Annotated in this window: 13 protein-coding genes; 4 read left to right on the top strand and 9 right to left on the bottom strand. The window is 42.5% G+C overall.

Translation table 11 applies throughout. From position 1 onward, the window contains the following. Nucleotides 1-72: 72 nt before the first annotated feature. From MuYL_RS02945 to MuYL_RS02985, 9 genes are all read right to left on the bottom strand, one after another. Entirely contained in the window at nt 73-1380 is a 1308-nt protein-coding gene (locus tag MuYL_RS02945; RefSeq protein WP_094569104.1) for a DASH family cryptochrome, read from the bottom strand. Between the two features lie 184 nt (nt 1381-1564). Beyond that, nucleotides 1565-3931 carry an ABC transporter permease gene (locus tag MuYL_RS02950; protein ID WP_094569105.1) on the bottom strand — a complete coding sequence of 789 codons (2367 nt, stop codon included), beginning with the start codon at nt 3929-3931 and terminating at the stop codon, nt 1565-1567. A 328-nt stretch (nt 3932-4259) separates the two neighbouring features. Further along, nucleotides 4260-5372, bottom strand: coding sequence for an acyltransferase family protein (locus MuYL_RS02955; RefSeq protein ID WP_094569106.1), 1113 nt, complete (start codon nt 5370-5372; stop codon nt 4260-4262). 241 nt (nt 5373-5613) lie between these two features. Beyond that, nucleotides 5614-6678: a TlpA family protein disulfide reductase gene (locus MuYL_RS02960; RefSeq protein ID WP_094569107.1), complete on the bottom strand. Its 1065-nt coding sequence runs from the start codon at nt 6676-6678 to the stop codon at nt 5614-5616. Nucleotides 6679-6689: 11 nt separating this feature from the next. Continuing rightward, on the bottom strand, nt 6690-7448 hold the full coding sequence (locus MuYL_RS02965) for a LytR/AlgR family response regulator transcription factor (RefSeq protein WP_094569108.1): 759 nt from the start codon (nt 7446-7448) through the stop codon (nt 6690-6692). Further along, entirely contained in the window at nt 7445-9184 is a 1740-nt protein-coding gene (locus MuYL_RS02970) for a sensor histidine kinase (protein WP_094569109.1), read from the bottom strand. The genes MuYL_RS02965 and MuYL_RS02970 overlap by 4 nt, the downstream gene beginning before the upstream one ends. A 284-nt stretch (nt 9185-9468) precedes the next feature. Then, nucleotides 9469-9657, bottom strand: a complete 189-nt coding sequence (locus MuYL_RS02975) for a bacteriocin-like protein (RefSeq protein ID WP_094569110.1) — start codon at nt 9655-9657, stop codon at nt 9469-9471. A gap of 123 nt (nt 9658-9780) precedes the next feature. Then, nucleotides 9781-11433: a PspC domain-containing protein gene (locus MuYL_RS02980; protein ID WP_094569111.1), complete on the bottom strand. Its 1653-nt coding sequence runs from the start codon at nt 11431-11433 to the stop codon at nt 9781-9783. Between the two features lie 20 nt (nt 11434-11453). Next, on the bottom strand, nt 11454-11786 hold the full coding sequence (locus tag MuYL_RS02985) for a PadR family transcriptional regulator (protein ID WP_094569112.1): 333 nt from the start codon (nt 11784-11786) through the stop codon (nt 11454-11456). A gap of 299 nt (nt 11787-12085) precedes the next feature. Between MuYL_RS02985 and MuYL_RS02990 the strand changes: the two genes are divergently transcribed. The 4 genes from MuYL_RS02990 to MuYL_RS03005 all read left to right on the top strand — a co-directional run bounded on the left by MuYL_RS02990 (nt 12086) and on the right by MuYL_RS03005 (nt 21775). Next, nucleotides 12086-15130: a SusC/RagA family TonB-linked outer membrane protein gene (locus MuYL_RS02990; protein WP_094569113.1), complete on the top strand. Its 3045-nt coding sequence runs from the start codon at nt 12086-12088 to the stop codon at nt 15128-15130. A gap of 22 nt (nt 15131-15152) precedes the next feature. Continuing rightward, entirely contained in the window at nt 15153-16589 is a 1437-nt protein-coding gene (locus MuYL_RS02995; RefSeq protein ID WP_094569114.1) for a RagB/SusD family nutrient uptake outer membrane protein, read from the top strand. A gap of 432 nt (nt 16590-17021) precedes the next feature. Continuing rightward, nucleotides 17022-20261, top strand: coding sequence for a SusC/RagA family TonB-linked outer membrane protein (locus MuYL_RS03000; protein ID WP_094569115.1), 3240 nt, complete (start codon nt 17022-17024; stop codon nt 20259-20261). A 44-nt stretch (nt 20262-20305) separates the two neighbouring features. After that, nucleotides 20306-21775 carry a SusD/RagB family nutrient-binding outer membrane lipoprotein gene (locus MuYL_RS03005; protein ID WP_094569116.1) on the top strand — a complete coding sequence of 490 codons (1470 nt, stop codon included), beginning with the start codon at nt 20306-20308 and terminating at the stop codon, nt 21773-21775. Nucleotides 21776-21849 lie beyond the last annotated feature (74 nt).

Here is a 21849-nt window from a genome sequence, read left to right on the forward strand (position 1 = left end):
CAAAGGCTGTATTGCCCTGTAAAGCCACGCGAAATTGATGCTAAGCTTTAATATTTACGTGATTTATTGCCATTAAGACTTTTCATGAAGCCAAAGTTGCTGAAAAGTCCCGTTGGAATCGTAGGTAGCTGCTTGTTTGGCAATATTAAAATATCGGTTGGTTCTGGGGTCGTTCCCTACACCTGCCAGATAGGCCCAGTTACCCCAGTTATTGCACACATCGTAATCAATCAATTGCTGCTCAAAATAGGCTGCACCGTAGCGCCAGTCTAAATGCAGATCGTTGCACAAATAGCTGGCTACATTTTGCCTGCCCCTGTTGCTCATAAAACCGGTGAGGTTTAGCTCGGTCATATTTGCATCTATAAACGGGACCCCGGTTTTACCGGTTATCCAGTTATTCAACGCAGTATTAAACAGTGCCGGATCAGCTGCTTTTGACTGCTGGTTACCCGACCTTAAGAAATAATGTTGCGCGTTCTTTTCCATACAAAACCCAAAATAATCCCGCCACAGCAATTCAAAAATCAACCAGTAAGTAGAGTCGTTAGCGCCGTACAGGGCTTCGTACGATTTTACCTCTTGATAAATCTCTTTTGGGGAGATGCAGCCCAAAGCCAGCCACGCAGAGAATTTTGACGAGTACCTTTCGCCGACCATTCCATTACGTGTGTTTTTATAGGTTGACAAGGCTTGCGTTTGGTAAAAGTAATATTGTAAACGCTGATAGGCTGCTTCCGCCCCGCCTCTAAATTGAATCGCAGCACGCGGATCAGCCGTTACATCACCCGGAATTAATTTATTGAGCCGATCTAAATTTAATGGCGCTATTTGGGGTGAGGTAATTCGGGATGGTGGAGGGAATACCGCCCTGACGGCTACGGCTTTTTCCGTTCTTTTTCTGAATTCTGTAAAGATCTCCGGCAATTGCCCGACCGGAAAAGGGAGATCGGATGAGTGGAAGAGGTTCCGGCATTCAAAAGTTAAAAAAGTACAGTTCAATTTAAGCAGTTCACCGGCTACTTTTTCTGCCGTTTCCAGCTCTTCCGGCGCAACTTCTTTTTCCGCATAAAGGCTTTTTGCGCCAGTTTCTTTTGCAAGCCGGGAAATCTCCTTTCCCGGCTCGCCGCTGAGTAACAATAACCCGGAGCCGGCTGCCCGTAAATCTTCATCCAGTTGCTGCAAACTTTCTTTCAGAAATTTCATCCGAAAATCTCCGGCTTTTTTAAACCCAAACTTTGTTGTTTGGAAAAGCGAATTGTCAAGGCAATAAAATGGGATCACTTCATCATTTTCCGCTATTACTTTAAACAAACATTCATTATCACGTAAACGGAGGTTAGTTTTAAACCATACCAAAGCGACTCTTTTTGCAGCCATATTTTCGTCCTATTAATAGAAGCGTTTATTACAGGCGGTCTTAAATCACCAACGCTCCCTAAATATATACGAATAAGGTAAAAAAACAGATCATTGTTAGGTAAGCTGCTGGTGATGGGGATAAATTATTTTGGTGCAGCTACGTAAGTTCCAGAAATAGGAGCATCGTAAAAACGGATATGCCTTATTCTGTTCTTAAACTCTTTATAGGGTTAACAATTGCTGCTTTAACAGATTCATAACTAACCGTAAGCAAGGCAATGCTCAATGCTGCCAGCGATGCCGTGAAAAATACCAGCCAGCTGACATCAATATGGTAGGCAAAGCCCGCCAGCCAACTGTTCACCAGGTACCGGGAAAGTGGTACAGCTATAGCTATAGCAATCAGGATTAACCTGGTGATGCCGGACGATAATAAATAAACCAGGTTTAATACAGATGCGCCTAATACTTTGCGTACACCAACCTCTTTGGTGCGCTGTTCGGCCATAAAGGCAGATAAGCCGTATAAGCCCAGGCAGGAGATAAAAATGCCCAAAATAGCGAACAGGTTAAATATATTACCCATTTGTTGTTCGCCTTTATAAAGATTGGCAAGGTCCTGGTCAAGAAAATTAAATTTGAAAGGGTAGGCCGGGTTGAGATCCCTGCTGATTGTTGTTAAAGCCTTTATGGTAGCATTGGTTTTTCCGGGTTGTGTCCGCACCACTGCAAAACCGCCCATCTTATTAAAAGGCATAACCAATGGTTCGATGGCCTGCTGTATTGGCTTAAAATTAAAGTCTTTTACCACGCCGACAATAGTGCCCTTGTTACCCCACAGCGTTAAAGGTTTACCCACAGCAGTATTAGCGTTTAAACCCATAATACCCGCCATTTTTTCGTTAATCATGTAGTTATTTGAATCGGTCTTAAATGCCCTTGAAAAACTTCGGCCATTCAATAACTTCATTCTGAATGCGTGTACGAAATCTTCATTTACTGCCATTACCGGGATGGAGATCTGTGAGTGGGGATCTTTCCCATCCCATCCTACGCTAATTGTCCAGCCCCCCAGGTTGGTGGGCAAATCAGAAGTGATAGCAAAATCGCTTGTTAGCGGGTTTTGGGTTAACGCATCTTTAAAAGCCTGTTGCTTGTTCCAGATATCCCCCGTCATTGGTATATACAATAGGTTAGCCTTCTCGAAGCCGGGACTTCTATCTTTGATATACTTAAGTTGATTATAGATAACACCTGTGCCCACCAACAAGACGATAGAGACCATGAATTGGATTACAACCAACGCGTTGCGGAACAATAAATTGCCACCCATTGACTTTACATTCCCTTTGAGTACTTTAACCGGGTTAAAGCCGGAAAGAAATAAGGCAGGATAGCTTCCGGAGATGAGTCCGGTTAGCAAGGCAATCCCTATAAGACTTAGCCAAAGCTTCGCATCTGAAACATCTATGGTGAGTTTTCTGTTGGCCAGTTCATTAAATCCAGGCAGGAATAGATGAACGATCACGAGCGCAAGTAACAGGGAGAGAAAAGAAATAAATACAGATTCGCTTAAAAATTGCAGGATCAACTGTCCCCGTACAGCGCCTGCCACTTTGCGCAAGCCAATTTCTTTTGCCCTCCGGGCTGAACGCGCGGTAGCCAGGTTCATGAAGTTGATACAGGCTACTACAAGAATCAAAATAGCGATGATAAAAAAGATATTTACGTATTGCGCATTTCCGTGCCCGGGCAAGTCTCCCAGTCTTTCGGGGGCCAGGTGGATTTTGGTTAAGGGCTGCAATTGGAACGATGCCTTTGTTCCGGGGCTGTGCTTCTGGAAAATCTGGTCAATTTGTTTTTCCAGCCGTAATAAATTGGGGGTGGAAGGGTCAAAACTCCTATCCAATTGAACATAGTCGTAAAGATTGAAGTTATCCCAGGTGTTATTTTTCAAATCGTCAAAGGTTTTGGCCAGGGAGGCCATCGGAAGAATGAAGTCAAATTGAAGATCAGAATTCGCAGGTATGTTGGCTAAAACCCCTGTTACTACTACGTTTTCCTGATTGTCTTTCCTTATTACCTTACCAATGGGGTCTTCGTTTCCGAAATATTTTGTTGCCATTTCTTGTGTTATTAAAACGGCATCTTGCTGCTTTAGTGCGGTGGTGCGATCACCCTTCACCAACGGATAGGAGAACACATCCATGAAACTCGGATCGGCATAAAAAACACGTTTCTCTTCAAATTTTTTGGCGCCTGTTTGCAGCAGGGTAGCAGTACTTAAGCCCAAACGAACCGTGTTCCTGATAGTTGGCATTTCTGCTTTCAATCCGGCAGGCATACCTGCCGAGTTTGCTGCGCTTTTTGAATTGCCAAAATCGTTGGTGATGCGGTATATTTGGTTGGCATTTTTATGAAATTTGTCATAGCTTAATTCATTTTGCACCCAAAGAAAGATCAGGATACTTGATGCTATGCCTATCGCTAGTCCTGTAATATTAATAATAGAATATGCTTTATCCTTTATGATATTCCTGTAGGCAAGTTTAAAATACGTTTTGAACATAGCTTTATTTCTTTGAATGAGTATCTAAATTGAAAGTTACCAACTTAGTTCATTGATAGGTGTTTAAAACCCGTGCCATTAATTCAACTATCTGATAAGCAATAATTTAATTGAAATTTGTTTGCGATGCCGTTCGGAAACGTTACAACAAGTGTGCGCATTTGATCACTGGTAAAATGAAGATCCCACAGTGAGAATAAACCAGTTTTTAGATCAACTGCTGATGTTGAATAAATTAGGGTGGTTTTAATCCTGATCCGGGCTGGGTTTAAGTAACCGAATTATGTAGAAACGCTTAATCGAACATTTATACTAATAACACACGTGTTTAAACACCACCATTTTTCTGTTTGGCAAGCCGCTCATTCCGTTTGTTGCTTAAATATTTCCTTACGGGGATATCGTAAATCACCATTACTAAATACGATGCCCCAACCAATAATATTACCCCTGCTGTGATGATGAAAGCCAGTTGCATAGTACCCGGCTTATGGCTGGTGTAGTAGTTGCCGAACATCCATAACGCGGCGTAATGCGTCATGTATAGGGGATAGGAAAGCTTTCCTGAAAATACGCAGAACTTTTTTAAGCCAGGTGATAAAGTGGCCCCTGCCCCCAGCGCCAGCAGTAAGGGAAAGTAAAGCAACACGATTAAAGGTTCGGATAGCCAGTTCCATTTTGACGAGGGCACAATAAAGGCCAGGAACAATAATACAGCTACGCCGATGAACCCCAGCTTGTTTTTGATGATCAGGTTAGAACGGTAAATAAGCAATCCTGCTAAAAAAGAGTACGAGATGCGGGCGCTGCCGTCCCAAAAGGTGGGGCCGCTCCAGCCACCCAATAAATTGCCCGAACGGTAACATACAAAACAAATGGCCACCGCCGAGAGCAGGATTAACAGCAGCAGGTAGCCGCGGCTGATGCGGTAAAGCACAAAGGCGTAAACAATATTGGCTATATACTCCCAAAACAAAGACCATGACGGTGCATTAAAGCTGAACAGGTTAAACCCACGGTCGGTTATTACGGGAAATGGGATAAGCAGTATTGAGCATATAAATGCCAGTACGATCTTACCGGTGCTGTACAATTCGGGATGACCGCCAAAGGGGTCGAATAAAAATGCCAGCAGGCCTAACACCGAGCCTGCTATAACCATAGGGTGCAGCCGGATGATCCTTGATTTGAAAAACTCCAGGATCCCTATTTTTGCAATACGGTCATCATAAGCGTAGCCGATAACAAACCCAGAAAGGCAGAAGAAGAAATCGACAGCCAAAAAACCGTGCCCGATAGAGTTTTTGCTGGAATCGGTGTACACCCATTCCATAAAATGAAACGTTACAACAGAAAGTGCGGCAACGCCCCTTAACCCGTCAAGGATATCAAAATGCTGTTTTGTTTGCAGAATTGCCGGGGCGGTTTTATTCAGATCCATTTATATATATGCTGTCAGGTTGAATTTTAATGATGATAGCGCCTGGTTTGCCTTTGCCCAAGGTATCTAAAATTAATAATCCAACAAAATTCAGGCTGCTGCGGTTTTTTACTGTACCGAAGCGTGTCTTCAATTTAATTAAGTTATACCCACTTTGTTAATTACATTCCGGGGCGGGAAGGAATTCCAATTAATTAATCGCGCAATTGAGGTTCTCTACAAGTCGGTAATACCATATAGGCTATAGCCCCACTGTTTTTTTTACACTAGCCCTGTCCAAAGCCGACATTCGTGTGATTTTTGTTTGATTTACTTTGCCATTGATATCTATAACCACATAAGTTGGAAATCCCCCTTCTGCATTCAACGCGGTTTTTAGCCTCGAGATAATTTTATCATTCACATAAATATGGATACCCGGAATTTGCAAATCTCCTATTCTGTTTTTCCATATTTGGGCGCTTGAACCACTCGAGGTACACAAATAAATATATTCTATAGGCAAGTCTTTATTTTTCTCGTGCAGAGTTTTGCTGTAGGGAAGATCAGCTATACAGGGGACACACCAGGTGGCCCAAAAGTCGATAATGAGGGCCTTGTTGGGGAATTTTGATTTAAGGCTTACTATGAAGTCATCAATGTTTGCTACCGTATCTAATTGATACAAGCTGGCATCGAAAGGTAAGCGAATTAACGGTGTACCAATATCTGCCTTTTCTAATTTTTTTGATAAGGCGAAAAGGCTATCTATTCTTTTTTGGTTGGCATCAACTTTAGTTAATTCAGTTGCTGCGATTTCCTTGCACCAACTTGTTTTAATACTATTGATTATTATGGGGTAACTCCGGGCATAACTATCCTTCTCTGATTCTAAAAGAAATAGTTTTAACACGTCAGCTCGCTGCTGGGTAAATAAGCTGTCAAATAGTTTTATGGTGCCAACCAGTGCTTCTTCTTTTTTAAAGCGTTTTTTGCTCACGACGTAGATATCCAGGTAATTGTAATACATAGCGCTACCGTTGCTTGTAAAAAAAGGATGATGAGCGTTTATTTCATTAAAAACCTGGCGGGGCATGTCATTATTCCAATAAGCAACAGAAATTAGTCCGTAAAATTCTGACAAGGTTTCATTTTTAATGGCCCAGCCATAATCGGGGAGGTTTTTTATCTCGATTATTAGTGTTGCAGGCTTTCGACCGCCGAGATAGGCATCCATTTTTTTATCATCAATGGCAACAGGCGATAAATTTTGGGCACTTAAATAGCTGCTGCAGCACATTAGTGCTGCCAGTAAAAGATTTTTCATGATGAGTTTTTTTATTTTTTAATAGTATGTAAGGCTTTTATTACGTTTTCCTTTTTGTTCCTGGAGATGGGTACCCTGGTATTGTCATCCATTAACAGGTAGCCCGAATCTTCCTTGAGTAAACTTTTGATAAACTTTATATTGACCAAATGCGATTGATGGCACCGGATAAAATCATAGCTGGTTAATAATTCTTCATATTCGAAAATGGGTTTTGATACGACGATATTTTTTCCATCGGATAAAAAGAACTCGGTGTAAGCATTTGATGATTCGCAACGGATGATATCCCCGGTATGTACAAACCTAATCTCTTTAGTAGATGCCAGGGCTAATTTGTGGTCTTTTTTTGCGTCTTTATCTTTGATAAATTCCATTAAATTTTCAAGCTGAAGGTTTGCTTTCCTTTTATTAAGCTTTGCCTCAACCTTACTCACAGAGGCTTTTAACTCTTCCGGGTCTATCGGTTTCAACAAATAATCAATAGCCGAAAACTTAACTGCTTGTATGCCATATATGTCAAACGCGGTCACAAAAACGACTTCAAACTGGTAATGCGGCAAAGCTTTAAGCACTTCAAAGCCATCCTTATCCGGCATTTGGATATCTAAAAACAACAAATCAGGATTGCTTGCCGTAATTAAATCTACACCATCGTCGGCATTAGTGGCCGAGCCCACAACACTTACCGGCAGTTCATGCTTTTTTAGTAAGCGCACAATATTTTCGATATTGTTTTTTTCGTCGTCAATAATTACCGCTCGTATCATATTAGCCAATTTTTAAAGTGGAAAATAACATGGGTTAAATTATCCGTCCTTGTTACTGAAAATTCTATTTGCTGTCCGTTAAGCGTTTGGTTCAATAATTTTATCCGCTCCTTAGTTAACTGAAGGCCAAATCCGCCGGTATTATCATTTTGGTTAAACCCTTTGCCGTTATCGTTTACGCTCACCATCATGTCGTTATTCAATTTCTCAAACAGTACAACCAGTTGCCCGTTCTCCTGTAGGGCCGATATGCCATGCTTTACCGCATTCTCTACCGGGGGTTGTAAAAACAAAGCGGGTATTTCGAGGGCGCTGGCGTCTATCTCATCGCTTACTTTAATTTGATAACTGAACCCAAAACGCAGCTTTTCGAGCGCCAGGTAGTTTTCCAGGATCTTGATTTCGGTAAAAATGCTTACAAACTCCTTGTCGCTGGCTTTTAACGAATCGCGCATTAAATTGCTGAACTCGATCAGATATTTCGACGCCTTTTGCGAATCGTTTTTGGTGATTAACCCTTGAATGGAGCTGAGGGCGTTAAACACAAAATGCGGGTTAAACTGCGACCGGATAGAACGGAGTTCCGTTTGCACCAACTGCTTTAAAGTGCTTTCTTCTTTCAGTTTTTCCGCCTGCTTTCCTGATCGCCATAGTAATAACAAAAAACCGGCGGCCAGTATGCCAAGCAAACTTAAAGCAGCCTTAGCCCATACAGTTTGATACCAGGCGGCTTGAAGGGCGAATGCATAGGTGAAGATATTATTGCGCTGTACGCTGTAACGTATTTTTAGCCGGTAATTTCCAGGCGACAGGTTTTTGAGCCAAACCAAATTAAAATCAAAATCATTGACGGTCCAGCCGGTACTGTCTTTCCCGTTTACCAGGTTATATTCAATGATGCTTTTTGATTTAATAATGTCATCCAAATAAAAGATCAGGTTATTTTCATTATAGCTAAAGTCTTTTTTTAATTTCAAAGCAGCATCCTTACTCCAATCGGGCTGATCGGGGTTTTCCAAGGGGCTTGTCCACTGTTTTTTAAAAAGGCTTAAAAAATCGGGCAGCTGCGCAAACGTGAACACCCCGATCACCCGGGGCTGCCATTTTACCCAATAGGCCGTTACCGAAGCTTCAATACTATCGGGCGTACTGAGCTTGCGTACCTGGAAGGTGAGGGCTTTCCCATAGGCTGTTTTAAACTGGCCCAGATAAGCCGAGAATTCATCTGTTTTATCAGGATCGGCAATTTTAGTCATTAAATAGGCTTTGCAAAACAACGTTGGCCTCGTCCACGGCAATACCACTTTTTGCTTATCCTCAATAACCCTGAATTGATATTGGTTAACGTTTTGTGGATTGATGCCATTAACGGTTATAATTATTCCGGACGAATCAAAAATCGGGATCGCATATTTTCCTGCGTAGCCGTTAAAAAGTTGTATATACGATTGCGATCCGGGGTTGCCGTATTGTTTTAACCGGGGGATCTTTTGTAAAGCCTGGCGATAGTTTACCGCCAGTTTGTTGGAATAAAAGGCAGCAATTAATACCTTTTTATTTTTAGAGCGGGAGTTTTCATAATTAAAAAATGTATAGGAAAAGTACTTGCGTATGGAATCGCCATGGCTATCGTGCTGAATAACCGGGTTGATACCATCCAGGTACATTTCCGGCTTCTGCGCCTGGCAACACAGCTGAAAAAAACAGAAAAACAAGAATATGACAATACCGCGCATCCGCTCCTTATAATTATATCTATCAAAGTAAAGGTTTTAAACCCTTGTTAGGATATGCTGGTTTGAATCTGGTACGCCTTAATTTGAATTAGGTGATTTCGGGGACTATCCTCCCTATGGCCGGTTTGAACCGGTTTTAAATAAAACTGATGTTTTGATCGAAGTAAATAAAATTCAGGAATGATCCAAAGTAAATTCGCGGAATTATCCCTGGTGGTTAATCCAAAATAATTTAACCTAAAAAGGCCCGTAGATACGGGCCTTTTTAGGTAGTTCTTTTGCAATTAGTTGGTTACATTAATGCAACGGTTAAAGCCCTGGTCAAAATCACAAATATGGTCTACCGAATAATCGCCGCATAAACCTGTCTCCCCAAATTGCATACCATCGTTACAATACACAACCGAAGCGTGATTTAACCCACCCTTAACCTGTTTCATTTCGTCTTTTGTTAATTTTTTTAAGTTTTCCATGCCTGTAATTAAAGTTTAGTGTTTGTTGTTAATTATTAAGCAATATACAAGCACTTTATATTAATTGCAAGCAATTTAAAAAACTTTCCCCGGGTGCAAGCATATTACACCCGGGGAAGCAGTTTAGCGAACGCTGTCAATTTTGAGGCTGTCCTTTTTAAGGCTATCCTTTTTGATAACCAGCGTATCAACTTTGCATTGCAGCCCATTATCAGTCATGGTAAATACCGCAAAATTGGCTTTGTTATCGGTTTTGTTCAAATTGCGGCAATCGTATAAATTAATATCCTGAACATAATTGTCGAGTTTTTGATCAATGATAACCTTTGCGTTTAAAGGGACCTTTAAAGTAAGCACAACTTCTTCAGCATGCCATGATCTGTTTGGCTTGTAGCGCACGGTATGGTCAAACTTTATCAGCGTATCTTCCTGGGCAAAAATATACGTTGTACTGCGTGCATTAAATAATGCTGCTTCGTAATTAGGCCCGCTTGCCCTGAACGATTCCTCGAGGACCGGGTGACTAACGTTGCTTTTCTCTATATGTATGGTAACGCTGCGCGGCTCGTTTTGAAAGCCGTTATATTCATCATCCGTTACGATCATATTGCGGAAATGATTTTTAATATCGAGCCTTACGCTGTCCTCGTGCGAAAAATATTTGATATCGTTCAGTTTCAGGTAATAGGTATTGCCTTTTGTAGCCTTTAAGTTTACGGTTTCGGTAAAGCTGGCCGAATCACGGAAACCGGAAGTTATTTTAGCGGCATAAAATACCAGCATCCCCAGGGCGCAAAGCCAGATCACCAGGAATACAGTACCGGTTGATTTACCCACATGCCCGGTATTAAAGATCCCTTTTATAATGATCATGATAATGGTAAGCAGCGGGATAATGGCTACTAAAAAGGCGGAAACAAAAATATTGTTGGCAAATTCATTCCGGATTACCCTGAACGGAAACATGTGGTTGACCATATCGGCACCAAAACCTATGCTGGCCACAAATACGACGATCAGGAAAATGGCGAAGCCAAAACAAGCCAGCAGCACCAGTACGCCAATGAGCTTGATGAGCACTTTGCCGGCGCCGTTAAAAAATATACCGAGGTGATGAAAAAAATCGCCGACAAAATCTCGGGCCTTATAAACGAACGGGCGGGCTTCATGGCCGAAATTGGATAGATTTTGACGCATGGAGCTCATTTCTTCTTCAAAATTCTTTTTAAAACCCTGCAGATTCTGCTTTTCGCCCTTCATGGCCATTTTGTCGGCGCGGCTAATTGCTTTGGGCACCACTATCCATAAGATAATATAAAGCAGGAAGCCGGTGCCGCCTACAGCGATGAATATGGCAAATAAAATCCTGATCCAAACCGCATCAATATCAAAATAGTTGGCAATGCCTGAGCAAACGCCGGCTACCAGATGGTCATCAGGATCACGGAACAGCCTGCGACCCTCAGTGTTGTAAGGGGTGAATGGTGCAGAAGCGTTGCTTTCGCCTTCGGCATGTTCAAAATCAGCAACGGAGCCCATTTGTTCCACAATGCGGTTAACATCCTGCTCTACAATAACCTGCTTGTTTTCTTTCTCCAGCGCTTCGCTAAACATTTCGGCAATGCGATTTTCAATATCCGTGGTGATCTCCAGGCTGTCTGCCGAATTGGAGAAATGACGTTTTACCTCCGTCATGTAGTTCTTGAGGATCTCGTAAGCATCCTCTTCTATATGGAATACGATGCCGTTTATATTTATAATAATTGTTTTGTTCATGATAATAGTGATTTCAGGGTTTATTTTCTGTTGCCAATAGCCGTTTGTACCGCAAATGATAGTTCCTCCCAGGTCTTATCCAGCTGCTCCAGTACTTTTCTGCCTTCGTCAGACAGGATGTAATACTTTCTTGGCGGCCCTGATGTTGATTCAACCCAATTGTAGGTAAGCAGGCCATTGTTTTTTAAACGGGTGAGCAAAGGATAAAGCGTACCCTCAACTACCAGCAATTGGGCTTTCTTCAGCTCAGCAATAATATCTGATGCGTATGTTTCGCCCTTTGCTATGATGGAAAGAATGCAATACTCCAGTATTCCTTTCCGCATTTGGGTTTGTGTGTTTTCAACAATCATACAACAAAGATATATGTTTTAAATTGTATTATGCAATACATAGTACTGAAATAATTGTTTTTTGTAAAAATTTGATTACGCACACAGGAGGTCGGTGCTTCCTTTACAATTTATTGATGTTGTGATAATGTTTATTTGTAACTTTAAATAACTGATAACCAGACCACAGCTTGTTTTAAATTTTTGTTCCTCTTGTAATAATTTAATTACACACGCACAGGGAGTAGGATTTTACCCGATTATATAATACGATTATATTCTTTATTTGTATTTTTAGTACGTAATTAAACAAACTCTTTATGAAAAAACTTGTACTTGCATTTTTGTGCTTCAGTATGTTGTGTATAACACAGGTATTTGCACAAAGCCATTCAGTAACCGGTGTGGTTACGGGCAAAGACGATGGAAAGCCTATCCCCGGGGCAACTTTGCGGGTAAAAGGGCAAAACAGTGGCTCGCAAACCGATGTTAACGGTAAGTTTTCATTAACGGTGCCGGATAATGCCACCTTATCTTTCTCTTTTTTAGGCTATTTAACACAAGATGTTAGCGTAGCCGGTAAATCATCACTAACGGTTGTGCTAGTACCCTCCAATCGCGAGCTTGATGAAGTGGTGGTTACGGGTTACCAAACCAAAACCCGGGCAAATAACACTGCGGCGATCTCAACCATATCGCCCAAAGAAATCGCCGACAAACCCATCCCCGGTATTGATAACCTGCTGCAAGGCAAGGCCGCCGGTGTGCAGATCACCACTGAAAATGGCCGCCCGGGCGCAAATGCGTTTATCCGCATCCGGGGCACAGGCTCGGTTAATGCCAGCCAGCAGCCGCTTTTAGTGGTTGACGGAGTGCAGATTCCAGATGCAGCTGCGCCTGAGTTTTACAACACCCTTAACGCTAACGATGTTGCCAATATCTCTGTATTAAAGGATGCATCAGCTTCTTCCCTGTATGGTGCACGTGGCTCAAACGGCGTGGTGGTAATTACCACTAAAAATGGATCGGAATCGTCAAACCATATTTCTTACACCTTTCAATATGGTACCAACCGCAAGATTCCTGATAATTTTCAGATGATGAGTGCTGCACAAAAGCTGCAGTATGAGTATGATCTTGGTTACACCAACGGCGATTTGGCTAATTATTTATCAGCCAATAACCTGCCAACTGATGTTACCCAGATTACCGACGCCCAGCGGCAAACCGCATTTAATGCGCTGATTGCACAATCACATAACTGGCAGGATGATATTTTGCGCAGCGGTAAAATTATGCAGCACCAGTTGGTGATCAGCGGGCACGAGAACAAGACCAACTACTATGCTTCATTTCAGAAATATGATGAAGATGGTATTGTTGTTGGATCAAACCTGAATAAATACAATGGCAAACTTAACCTGAGCACAGAAGTTAAGCCTTATTTAACGCTGAGCAATAACCTGAGTTTGGGCGAAAGGTCAACAAACGAAACCAGAGACAGGTATAATGCACAGAACCCATTTTATGCAATCTATGCTTATAATCCCTATGAAAAGGTTTATAACGCGGATGGCTCTTATAACTTAACCAGTCAGGGCTTCCCTATTTTGGAGGCTTTAAAGAATAACCCCGAAAATCAGAAGTATTTAAACGGGTATAATACTACCACTGTTGATTTTCATCCTATCAAGGGGCTGAGCATCTCGAGCCAGATTGGTTTAACGCTTAATGATTATACCCGCGAGTATTTTATCAAACCCGGATCGATCCTGGACAACTATGTTGGCGACCCTGCGGCGCCCGGCGATAAAACGGATAATGGATCGCGTGATTTTAATTACGACTGGATCAATAAGGCTATCTACAGATTTGATGTCAACAGCGACCACCATTTCACCATATTGGGTGTTCAGGAGTTTCAGAAGGATGTGTTTACATCATACACCCTGGAAAGTAAAGGCTTTCCAAGCCCCGACCTGCCTACGCAGGATAACGCTTCGGCAAATTCAGGGAAAAATAGTACTTCTTATTCTGCTTATACCATTGCATCATTGTTAGGTGAGGTAGATTACAACTATAAAGGCAAATATTTTGTTACAGGAAGTATCCGTAATGACGGTTCATCGCGATTTGGAGCCAACAACCGTTATGGCACCTTTGGCGCAGGCAGTATCGGCTGGCTGATCACTTCTGAAGATTTTGCTAAAAACATTACCTGGTTAAATGTATTGAAACTGCGTGCTTCAATAGGTAATACCGGTAATTTTAGCGGGATCAGCAATTACCAGGCCCTGGGATTATACGGCTTTGGGAACTATGGCGGTAAATCAACTGCTATACCTACTCAAATCCCTAACCCTAACTTAACCTGGGAAAAAAAGCTTAAGCGCGATGTGGGTATAGATTTTGAATTATTTAACAGCCGCATTACAGGTTCGTTTGAATATTATAACGAAACTACCAGCGGTTTGCTGTTCCAGCTGCCGGTATCGCAAACCACCGGTTTTTCAGCAGTGTACAAAAACGTAGGCGGTTTATATAATAAAGGTATCGACCTTTCGCTAAACGGCGACATTGTTAGAAATAAGGATGTTAAATGGAGTGTTTACGGAAACATCAACTATAACAAAAACAAAGTTACGTCTTTATATAGCGGGGCAAATGAAATTGCCAGCAACGGCGTTGGTGTTGTTAAACCGGGCGAGGCTATTTACACCTATAAAGTAGTTAGGTATGCCGGGGTTAATTCACAAACCGGCGCTGCGCAGTTTTTGGATAAAAACGGTAACATAACCGAAACTTATAATTTCGACAATGCGGTGGTTGAATCGGGCAAAAGCCCTAACCCTAAATTTTATGGGGGCTTCGGCACCAGCGTATCCTACAAGGGGTTTGAACTTACCGCCGACTTTACTTATTCTTATGGCGGATACACTTATAATAACGTGTACCAGAATTTAGATGCGTGGGGGTCAAATTATTACCAGGCGCAATCAACCCTGGCTTTAAACTATTGGAAAAAACCAGGGGATGTTAATGTGCTTCCAAAACCTGATGCCGCGGGTGCCGACCAAACCTACGTAACTGATCAATACCTGCAAAAGGATGATTATATAAGGTTTAGAACATTGCAGCTGGCTTATACCCTTCCTAAAGCTATCACCCAGAAATTTAAAGTGTATTCTTTAAGGGTGTTTTTACAGGGCCAGAACCTGCTGACCATTAATCCGCACCATTTTTTCGGCGATCCGGAAGTTGGGATAGGAAGTGTTGAATCGGGCTTATTGATTCCCGGTCAGAACACTTTATACAGCTACCCAAGTACCCGCCAGTTTACATTTGGTGCCAACATAACCTTTTAATCGAACGCTAAAGGATAAAAAAATGAAGAGAACATATATATACGCATCGCTAATGTTGTTATCATTAGCCGGATGTAAAAAGGAATTGATACAAAGCCCTACAAATGCTATCCCGGCGGGCAATGCGTTTGTATCCCCCGCTAACTTTACCAATGCCATACTGGGTACCTATTCAGGACTTAAGGGCGGCAATTATTATGGCGGCCAGGATGGCGGCTCAATGGCCACCACGCCTGATGTACTGTCAGACAACCTGATCATTTGTTCGCAGGGACGTAAGTCTGAGCAGGTGTTTTTTAATTTTACTTTTAACTCAAACAGTGTTTGGAACATGTGGCCCGATGCTTATACCACGGTGTTGCGGGCAAACTATATCCTAACCAACCTGGGCCACCTCTCGGCGGGTACTTTTAAGGATAACGTTCAGGGTGAGGCGCTGGCCTTAAGGGCGCTGTCGCACTTTGACCTGTTGCGCCTGTATGCCAAGTCGTACGCATCAGCAGGTGCGCAGGATCCGGGGGTGCCTTATGTAACCTCAACCGACCCAACGCTGCTGCCATCAAGAACGCCGGACAAGGCTGCCTATGATATGGTAGTTGCAGACCTGGTGCAGGCGCAGTCATTAATAGCTGCTGATAATGGTGAGGGACGTTTAAACAAGTCGGCTGTAGAAGGATTACTTTCGAGGGTTTATTTATACCGCGGCGAGTGGCAAAAAAGTGCAGATGCGGCAACCGCCTGTATTAATGAAGCCGGCGCTAACGGGCACGTGCTTGCAAACACGGATAACTTTGGATCGATATGGCTTGACGGCGATGACCCGGCTACATCCGAAGTTTTGTTCAGGGTAAAAATTATTGATGCGGACGGAATTCCGATCGGGGTTGGCTATGAGCAATCAAGCCCGCAGGGCGTTAAGCCGGAGTACGTGGTTGACAATGCGTTTTATAACCTTTTTGCTGCCAATGATGTGCGTAAAGCAGCTTATACCGGTACCACGGTTTTTAACTCCGAAAACTTTGTTTACATAAAAAAATACTTCGGCAGGGCAACTGGTGCAGCAAATACGGTAGATTTTAAAGCATTAAGGCTGGGCGAGGTGTATTTGAACCGGGCCGAAGCATACTATAACCTGTCGCAGCCGGCAAATGCGCTGGCCGATTTGAATACGCTGAGAGCAGGCCGTTACACTGGTTTTGCTGCCGGTGCCGAAACGGGCGCTAATCTTTACAATGCTATTTTATTGCAGAGGCGGTTAGAGCTGGCGTTTGAAGGATCAAGGTTCTTTGATTTAAAAAGGCTTAATGCTGCCATACAGCGGTCGGATTTTGGCGACCAGGCAGGCGGTGCCGGTCCGCAGGCCCCTGTTAAACTTATTTCGGCAGGCAGTAACCTGTTTCAGATGCCTATTCCGCAGTACGAAATCAATGCAAACCCAAATATTACTCAAAATCCGTAATCAGTTCAGTTAATAGTTTAGTTAATGGGCCCTTTTAGCGATGCTAAAGGGCCCATTTTTCATTTTTTTTTAAGGCTAAGCCGAATTACAGTAAAATATAGCCGATATTCCACCTCAGGGCGCTAATCCGTCGAAAACTATCATTTCTTATCCTTTCATCTGCCGGGACACCGCATCGGGATTCGTAACGTTTTAATGTACAACATTTTAGCCGGGGTTTAACCAGCGGTCAATCTGTTTCGCTGTTATATGCAAGGTTAAGTGCAATGCAAGGTACCATGTAATAAATTGTTATTAAATTGAAAGTTTTATAGCTTAATAACTGCTTTTTTTTAAAAAAAACAATGTTTTTTAAGATTTATCTTGACAAATTGATAATGTAACACTACTTTTATGATTAATTAACTATTAACTGATCTTATTATTAACGAAATGAAAAAACTTTTACTAGTAAGTTTGTGTTTCCTGGTGTTATGCATAACACAGGCATTTGCACAAAATCGAACAATTACTGGTACAGTTACTTCAAAGGAGGACGGCTTGCCGCTTCCTGGGGTAAGTGTTACAGTACCCGGAACTCAGGTTGGTACCCAAACCAACGACTATGGTAAATTTACCATCAAAGTGCCGGCATCAGCAAAATCATTAGCATTCGGATTTGTTGGTTACAAAAGAGTAACTGCAACTATTGGCGCTACTGATGTTATTAATGCCACGCTTGAAACAAACGCAAATGAGTTGAAAGAAGTTGTGGTAACCGGTGGTTACGGCATCAAGCAAACAGCGCGTTCAAACTCAAACTCTGCGCAAGTGGTTACAGCTACTGAACTGAACACAGTTCGCCAGCCTAACATCAACAACGCTTTGGCCGGTAAGGTTGCAGGTATCCAGGTTCGTAGCCAGTCGGCTGCAGCATTGGGCCGTAACACAGAGGTAAGGCTTCGTGGTGCTTCAGGTTTCGGATCTGGCCAGGGCGCTTTGTATGTTGTGGATGGTACTATCCTTCCAAATGCTGACGACATCAACCTTGATGACGTTGAAAGTGTTACTGTATTACAAGGTGCGGCAGCCGCAGCACTATTGGGCTCACAGGGTGCTAACGGTGCAATCGTTATCACAACCTCTAAAGCTAAAAAGAACGGTGGCCTTGGTATCGACCTTAGGTTAGGTGCTACTTTTGACAAGGCTTACATTTTGCCTAACTACCAGAACACTTATGGTGGCGGTAACAACCCTGTATTTGAGCAGTATACTTGGAAAGCCGGTGACCCTGATCATTGGAAATCATTAAGCGGTAAATACTACCCTGATTATTCTGATGACAGCAGCTGGGGACCTAAATTATCGGGACAGGAGTATATTCCATGGTACGCATGGTATGCCGGAACAAAATATACCGGTAAAACTGCTTCATGGACTGCACAGCCTAATAACGCTATTGATTTCTATCAAACAGCGCCTTTGCTTGATAACAGCATAACCTTTAACAAGGCAGGTGATGATTACAGCGTTAAATTAAGCTACGGTAACGTTTACCAAAAAGGTATCATTCCTAACCAGGATTTGAAAAGAAATACCCTGAACCTGAACTACAACTATGATTTGAACAAACACCTTTCATTATCTGCAAACATTAACTATGTTAACCAGAAACAAACAGGTACTGTTCAGGATGGTTACGCTAACCAAACCTCAGGTTCATTTACCCAATGGTTCCACCGTGACCTTGACATGGGAATCATGAAAGAATTAAGAGGCTTACAATATGGCCCGGGCCAATATGCCAGCTGGAACCACAATGACCCTGCTGCATGGAACCCTGCCAACCCTACCAACTTTTATGGTGGTAACTACTGGTATAACTATTATACCTACCAGGACCTTGAAAAAGACCACTATAACCGCGATCGTTTTTACGGAAACATAGCCTTAACCTATAAAGTTAATAACGACTTAAGCTTCAGGTTAACTTACCGTAAACAGCAAAATACTACGTGGACCGAGAATATCGAATCTACCGAGTTAGCGCAAAGCCAGGTTCAAACAGGCTTGAAAGGCAGCTACTTTACTTACAACAGCTACTCGAACCGCGAAAACTTAGAGTTTTTAGCTACCTACAGCAAAAAGATAAAAGACTTTAAGATTGACGCAAACTTTGGTACAGATAAATTTAACTGGACCGATAAAGAAAATGGTGCTCAAACCAACAACGGCTTAACCATCCCTTATCTTTATACCATTTCAAACAGTGTTGACCCTGCATCCATATACAACACAAGGTTACAGGAAAGATACAATGCTGTGTTAGGCCACCTTGCTTTAGGCTGGAAAGACCTGATCTTCCTTGACGGATCATTACGTAATGACTGGTTCTCAACGCTGCCACAGGCTAAAAATGACGTATTGTCAAAATCAGCAGGTTTATCATTCGTGTTTAGCGATTTGCTGAAAAGCCAGGATAAATGGTTAAGTTATGGTAAAGTACGTGCAACCTACGGCCAGATCCCTAAAGCGCTTGGTACCAGCAACGAAACTTTTGGCGCTTACCGTTACCCGGGTGCGTCTTATGGCGTAGCTGCTCAAAAATTCAATGGCCAGCTGTTGATGTCAACTCCTGACCAAAACGTTGATCCGCTGATCCACGGTTCTACAGTAACCCAAAAAGAGCTTGGTCTCGATTTAAGATTCCTGAATGACAGGATCGGAATTTCAGGTACTTACTGGGATGGTGCTGAAACAGGTATCCCTTCATCAATTAACGTGAACGGTGCTTCAGGTTTCTCATCTATCCTTACCAACTTTGGTAATGTTACCAAAAAAGGTTTTGATATAACCTTTAACGCTTACCCGGTAAGAGTACCAAATTTTGCATGGAACGTATCTTTAACTTACTCAAACCTGTTACAGGATAAAGTAGTTGAGATCAGCAATAAATACAACGTTCAGCAAATTATTGTTGCTTACAACACATTCTCACAACTTCCATACCTGGTTCAAAAAGCAGGCATGGCCTGGGGACAGATCTTTGGTTCAGGTATCCTTCGCAATTCTGCAGGTGTTCCTATTCTTGATGCTAGCGGTTTTTACCAAAGAAATCCAAGTGTTTATTTTGGAAGCGTATTACCTAAGCACACAGGTGGTATCCAGAATACATTTAACATCTACAAAGACTTCTCTGTTAACTTTAACATAGATTACCAGTTTGGCGGTAAATTTGCTTCATTATCTAACGCATTCGGTGCATTCAGCGGTACCACTTACCGTACGGCAGCTTTGAACGACAAGGGTAACCCTGTTCGTGATAATGTTGCTGATGGCGGTGGTGTTCACCAGGTTGGTGTTGATGCAAACGGCAAGCCGGTTAGCATGTATGTTAGCGCTTATGATTACTATCATAACAATTTTAACAACGGTACTTTAGATGAGTTTGTTTATGACCTTACCTTCATAAAATTACGTGAGGCTGGTATCTCTTACCGCATCCCGGTTAAAAAATTAGGAATTGGTAATGTTATTAAGAATGCTAGCTTCCAGATACAGGCACATGACCTTTGGTTAATTTATGCTAAATCAAGAGACTTTGATCCGTCACAAATCAGTGCAGTTCAGGGTGAGTCAGGACAGTTGCCAGGAACAAGAGGTTTCGGATTTAACCTTAAAGTAGGATTCTGATCAGTGTACTTGAACGAAAACTTAATTTAAATATTTAAAACACGATGAAAAAGATATATATATGCACGCTTTCTGCCTTACTGTTATGGGGGGCCTCGAGCTGTAAAAAACCAAATGATTTTGGTACAACAAACCAGGATCCTACTGCGGTAACAACACCAATAGTATCAGCATTATTAGCAAATGTTGAGGCCGGGCTACCGGGCTATGCTTCAACCGGCTCAATGGCCGGCGGTGCTTACGCACAGTATTTCTCTGAAACACAATACCCGGGCACATCATTATATACCGCCCCGGTAAACGGCTTCACCGGAAACTACAATGGCTCGCTGTACGACTTGCAAAACGTTATTAACCTTAACCAAAGCAAAAACTCGGTTGCTGTTGCTCAAATTATGCAGCAGTATATTTACTGGGTGTTAACGGATGAGTTTGGTGATATTCCTTACAGCCAGGCTTTACAGGGCTTAAAGGCTATTACCCCGGCTTATGACAAGCAGGAGGATATTTACAAAGGAATAGTTACCAAAATTGCAGCTGCTGTAGCTTCAATGGACGGTGGTACTGTACCGGGAGACCTTTTTTACGGAGGCGACGCTGCTGCATGGAAAAGGGCCGGTAATTCATTAATTATGCTGGTTTCTATGCAGGCTTCAAAAAAAGTACCTGGAGCAGGCGATTTTTACGCTACTGCGTTTAAAGCAGCAATGGCTGGTGGATACATTACTACAAATGCACAGAATTTTGCTGTAACTTATCCAGGTGGATCATATAAATCACCATGGTGGGGCCTTTACAATGGCAGAACTGACTGGGCTGAAAGTAAAACCCTTACTGATTACACTGCAGCTACCAACGATGGCAGGCAACTGGTATTCGGTGGTTCATTCAGCGATCCTAACTTAACAACAGGTGGTACCGTAACTTCAAGCGATGGTGTACCTTACGGTGTTGACCGTACTACAGCAAATAATTACATCAGTGCAAATTCAGACTGGGCGCTTATTATGCGTGCAGACAAACGTAAAGATGCATCTGCTGTAAACGTTATTACTGCTGCTGAAACTACACTGGCTGTGGCTGAAGCCATTAACATTGGCTGGGTAACCGGTGACCTGGTTGCTACTTACCAAAGCGGGGTTAAATTATCATTTGAGCAATGGGGTGTTGATGCGCCTACCAATACTTATCTTACCAGTGCTAACGTTGCTGTAAGCGCAACTCCGGGTGTTGCTAACGAAAAGAACATTGCCGTTCAGCAATGGGTATCATCTTACCCTGACGGACACATGGGCTGGAACATCTGGCGTAAAACAGGTTATCCTGTGCTTACCCCTGCAGTAGCAGCTTCCAATTCGTCAAAGAAAATTGTTAGGCGTTATATTTATGCTTCATCTGAGCAGACAACCAATGGTGTAAGCGTTAACGCGGCCATTGCAAGAGAAGTACCTACTGCAGGTACCGACTCGCAGGACAATGCTGTATGGTGGGATGTAATAGGTCAATCAAAATAAGTATTTGCAGGCTTTAACAAAATAGTTGAAACTATCATGAGCGGCGGCTCAGTTAAAAGAGGTAATGCTCATGA

It is taken from the genome of Mucilaginibacter xinganensis, assembly GCF_002257585.1.
Lineage (GTDB): Bacteria > Bacteroidota > Bacteroidia > Sphingobacteriales > Sphingobacteriaceae > Mucilaginibacter > Mucilaginibacter xinganensis.

Coding starts and splice junctions, on each gene's coding strand:
- MuYL_RS02945 (WP_094569104.1), bottom strand. CDS start 1,380: ATGGCTGCAAAAAGAGTCGCTTTGGTATGGTTTAAAACTAACCTCCGT.
- MuYL_RS02950 (WP_094569105.1), bottom strand. CDS start 3,931: ATGTTCAAAACGTATTTTAAACTTGCCTACAGGAATATCATAAAGGAT.
- MuYL_RS02955 (WP_094569106.1), bottom strand. CDS start 5,372: ATGGATCTGAATAAAACCGCCCCGGCAATTCTGCAAACAAAACAGCAT.
- MuYL_RS02960 (WP_094569107.1), bottom strand. CDS start 6,678: ATGAAAAATCTTTTACTGGCAGCACTAATGTGCTGCAGCAGCTATTTA.
- MuYL_RS02965 (WP_094569108.1), bottom strand. CDS start 7,448: ATGATACGAGCGGTAATTATTGACGACGAAAAAAACAATATCGAAAAT.
- MuYL_RS02970 (WP_094569109.1), bottom strand. CDS start 9,184: ATGCGCGGTATTGTCATATTCTTGTTTTTCTGTTTTTTTCAGCTGTGT.
- MuYL_RS02975 (WP_094569110.1), bottom strand. CDS start 9,657: ATGGAAAACTTAAAAAAATTAACAAAAGACGAAATGAAACAGGTTAAG.
- MuYL_RS02980 (WP_094569111.1), bottom strand. CDS start 11,433: ATGAACAAAACAATTATTATAAATATAAACGGCATCGTATTCCATATA.
- MuYL_RS02985 (WP_094569112.1), bottom strand. CDS start 11,786: ATGATTGTTGAAAACACACAAACCCAAATGCGGAAAGGAATACTGGAG.
- MuYL_RS02990 (WP_094569113.1), top strand. CDS start 12,086: ATGAAAAAACTTGTACTTGCATTTTTGTGCTTCAGTATGTTGTGTATA.
- MuYL_RS02995 (WP_094569114.1), top strand. CDS start 15,153: ATGAAGAGAACATATATATACGCATCGCTAATGTTGTTATCATTAGCC.
- MuYL_RS03000 (WP_094569115.1), top strand. CDS start 17,022: ATGAAAAAACTTTTACTAGTAAGTTTGTGTTTCCTGGTGTTATGCATA.
- MuYL_RS03005 (WP_094569116.1), top strand. CDS start 20,306: ATGAAAAAGATATATATATGCACGCTTTCTGCCTTACTGTTATGGGGG.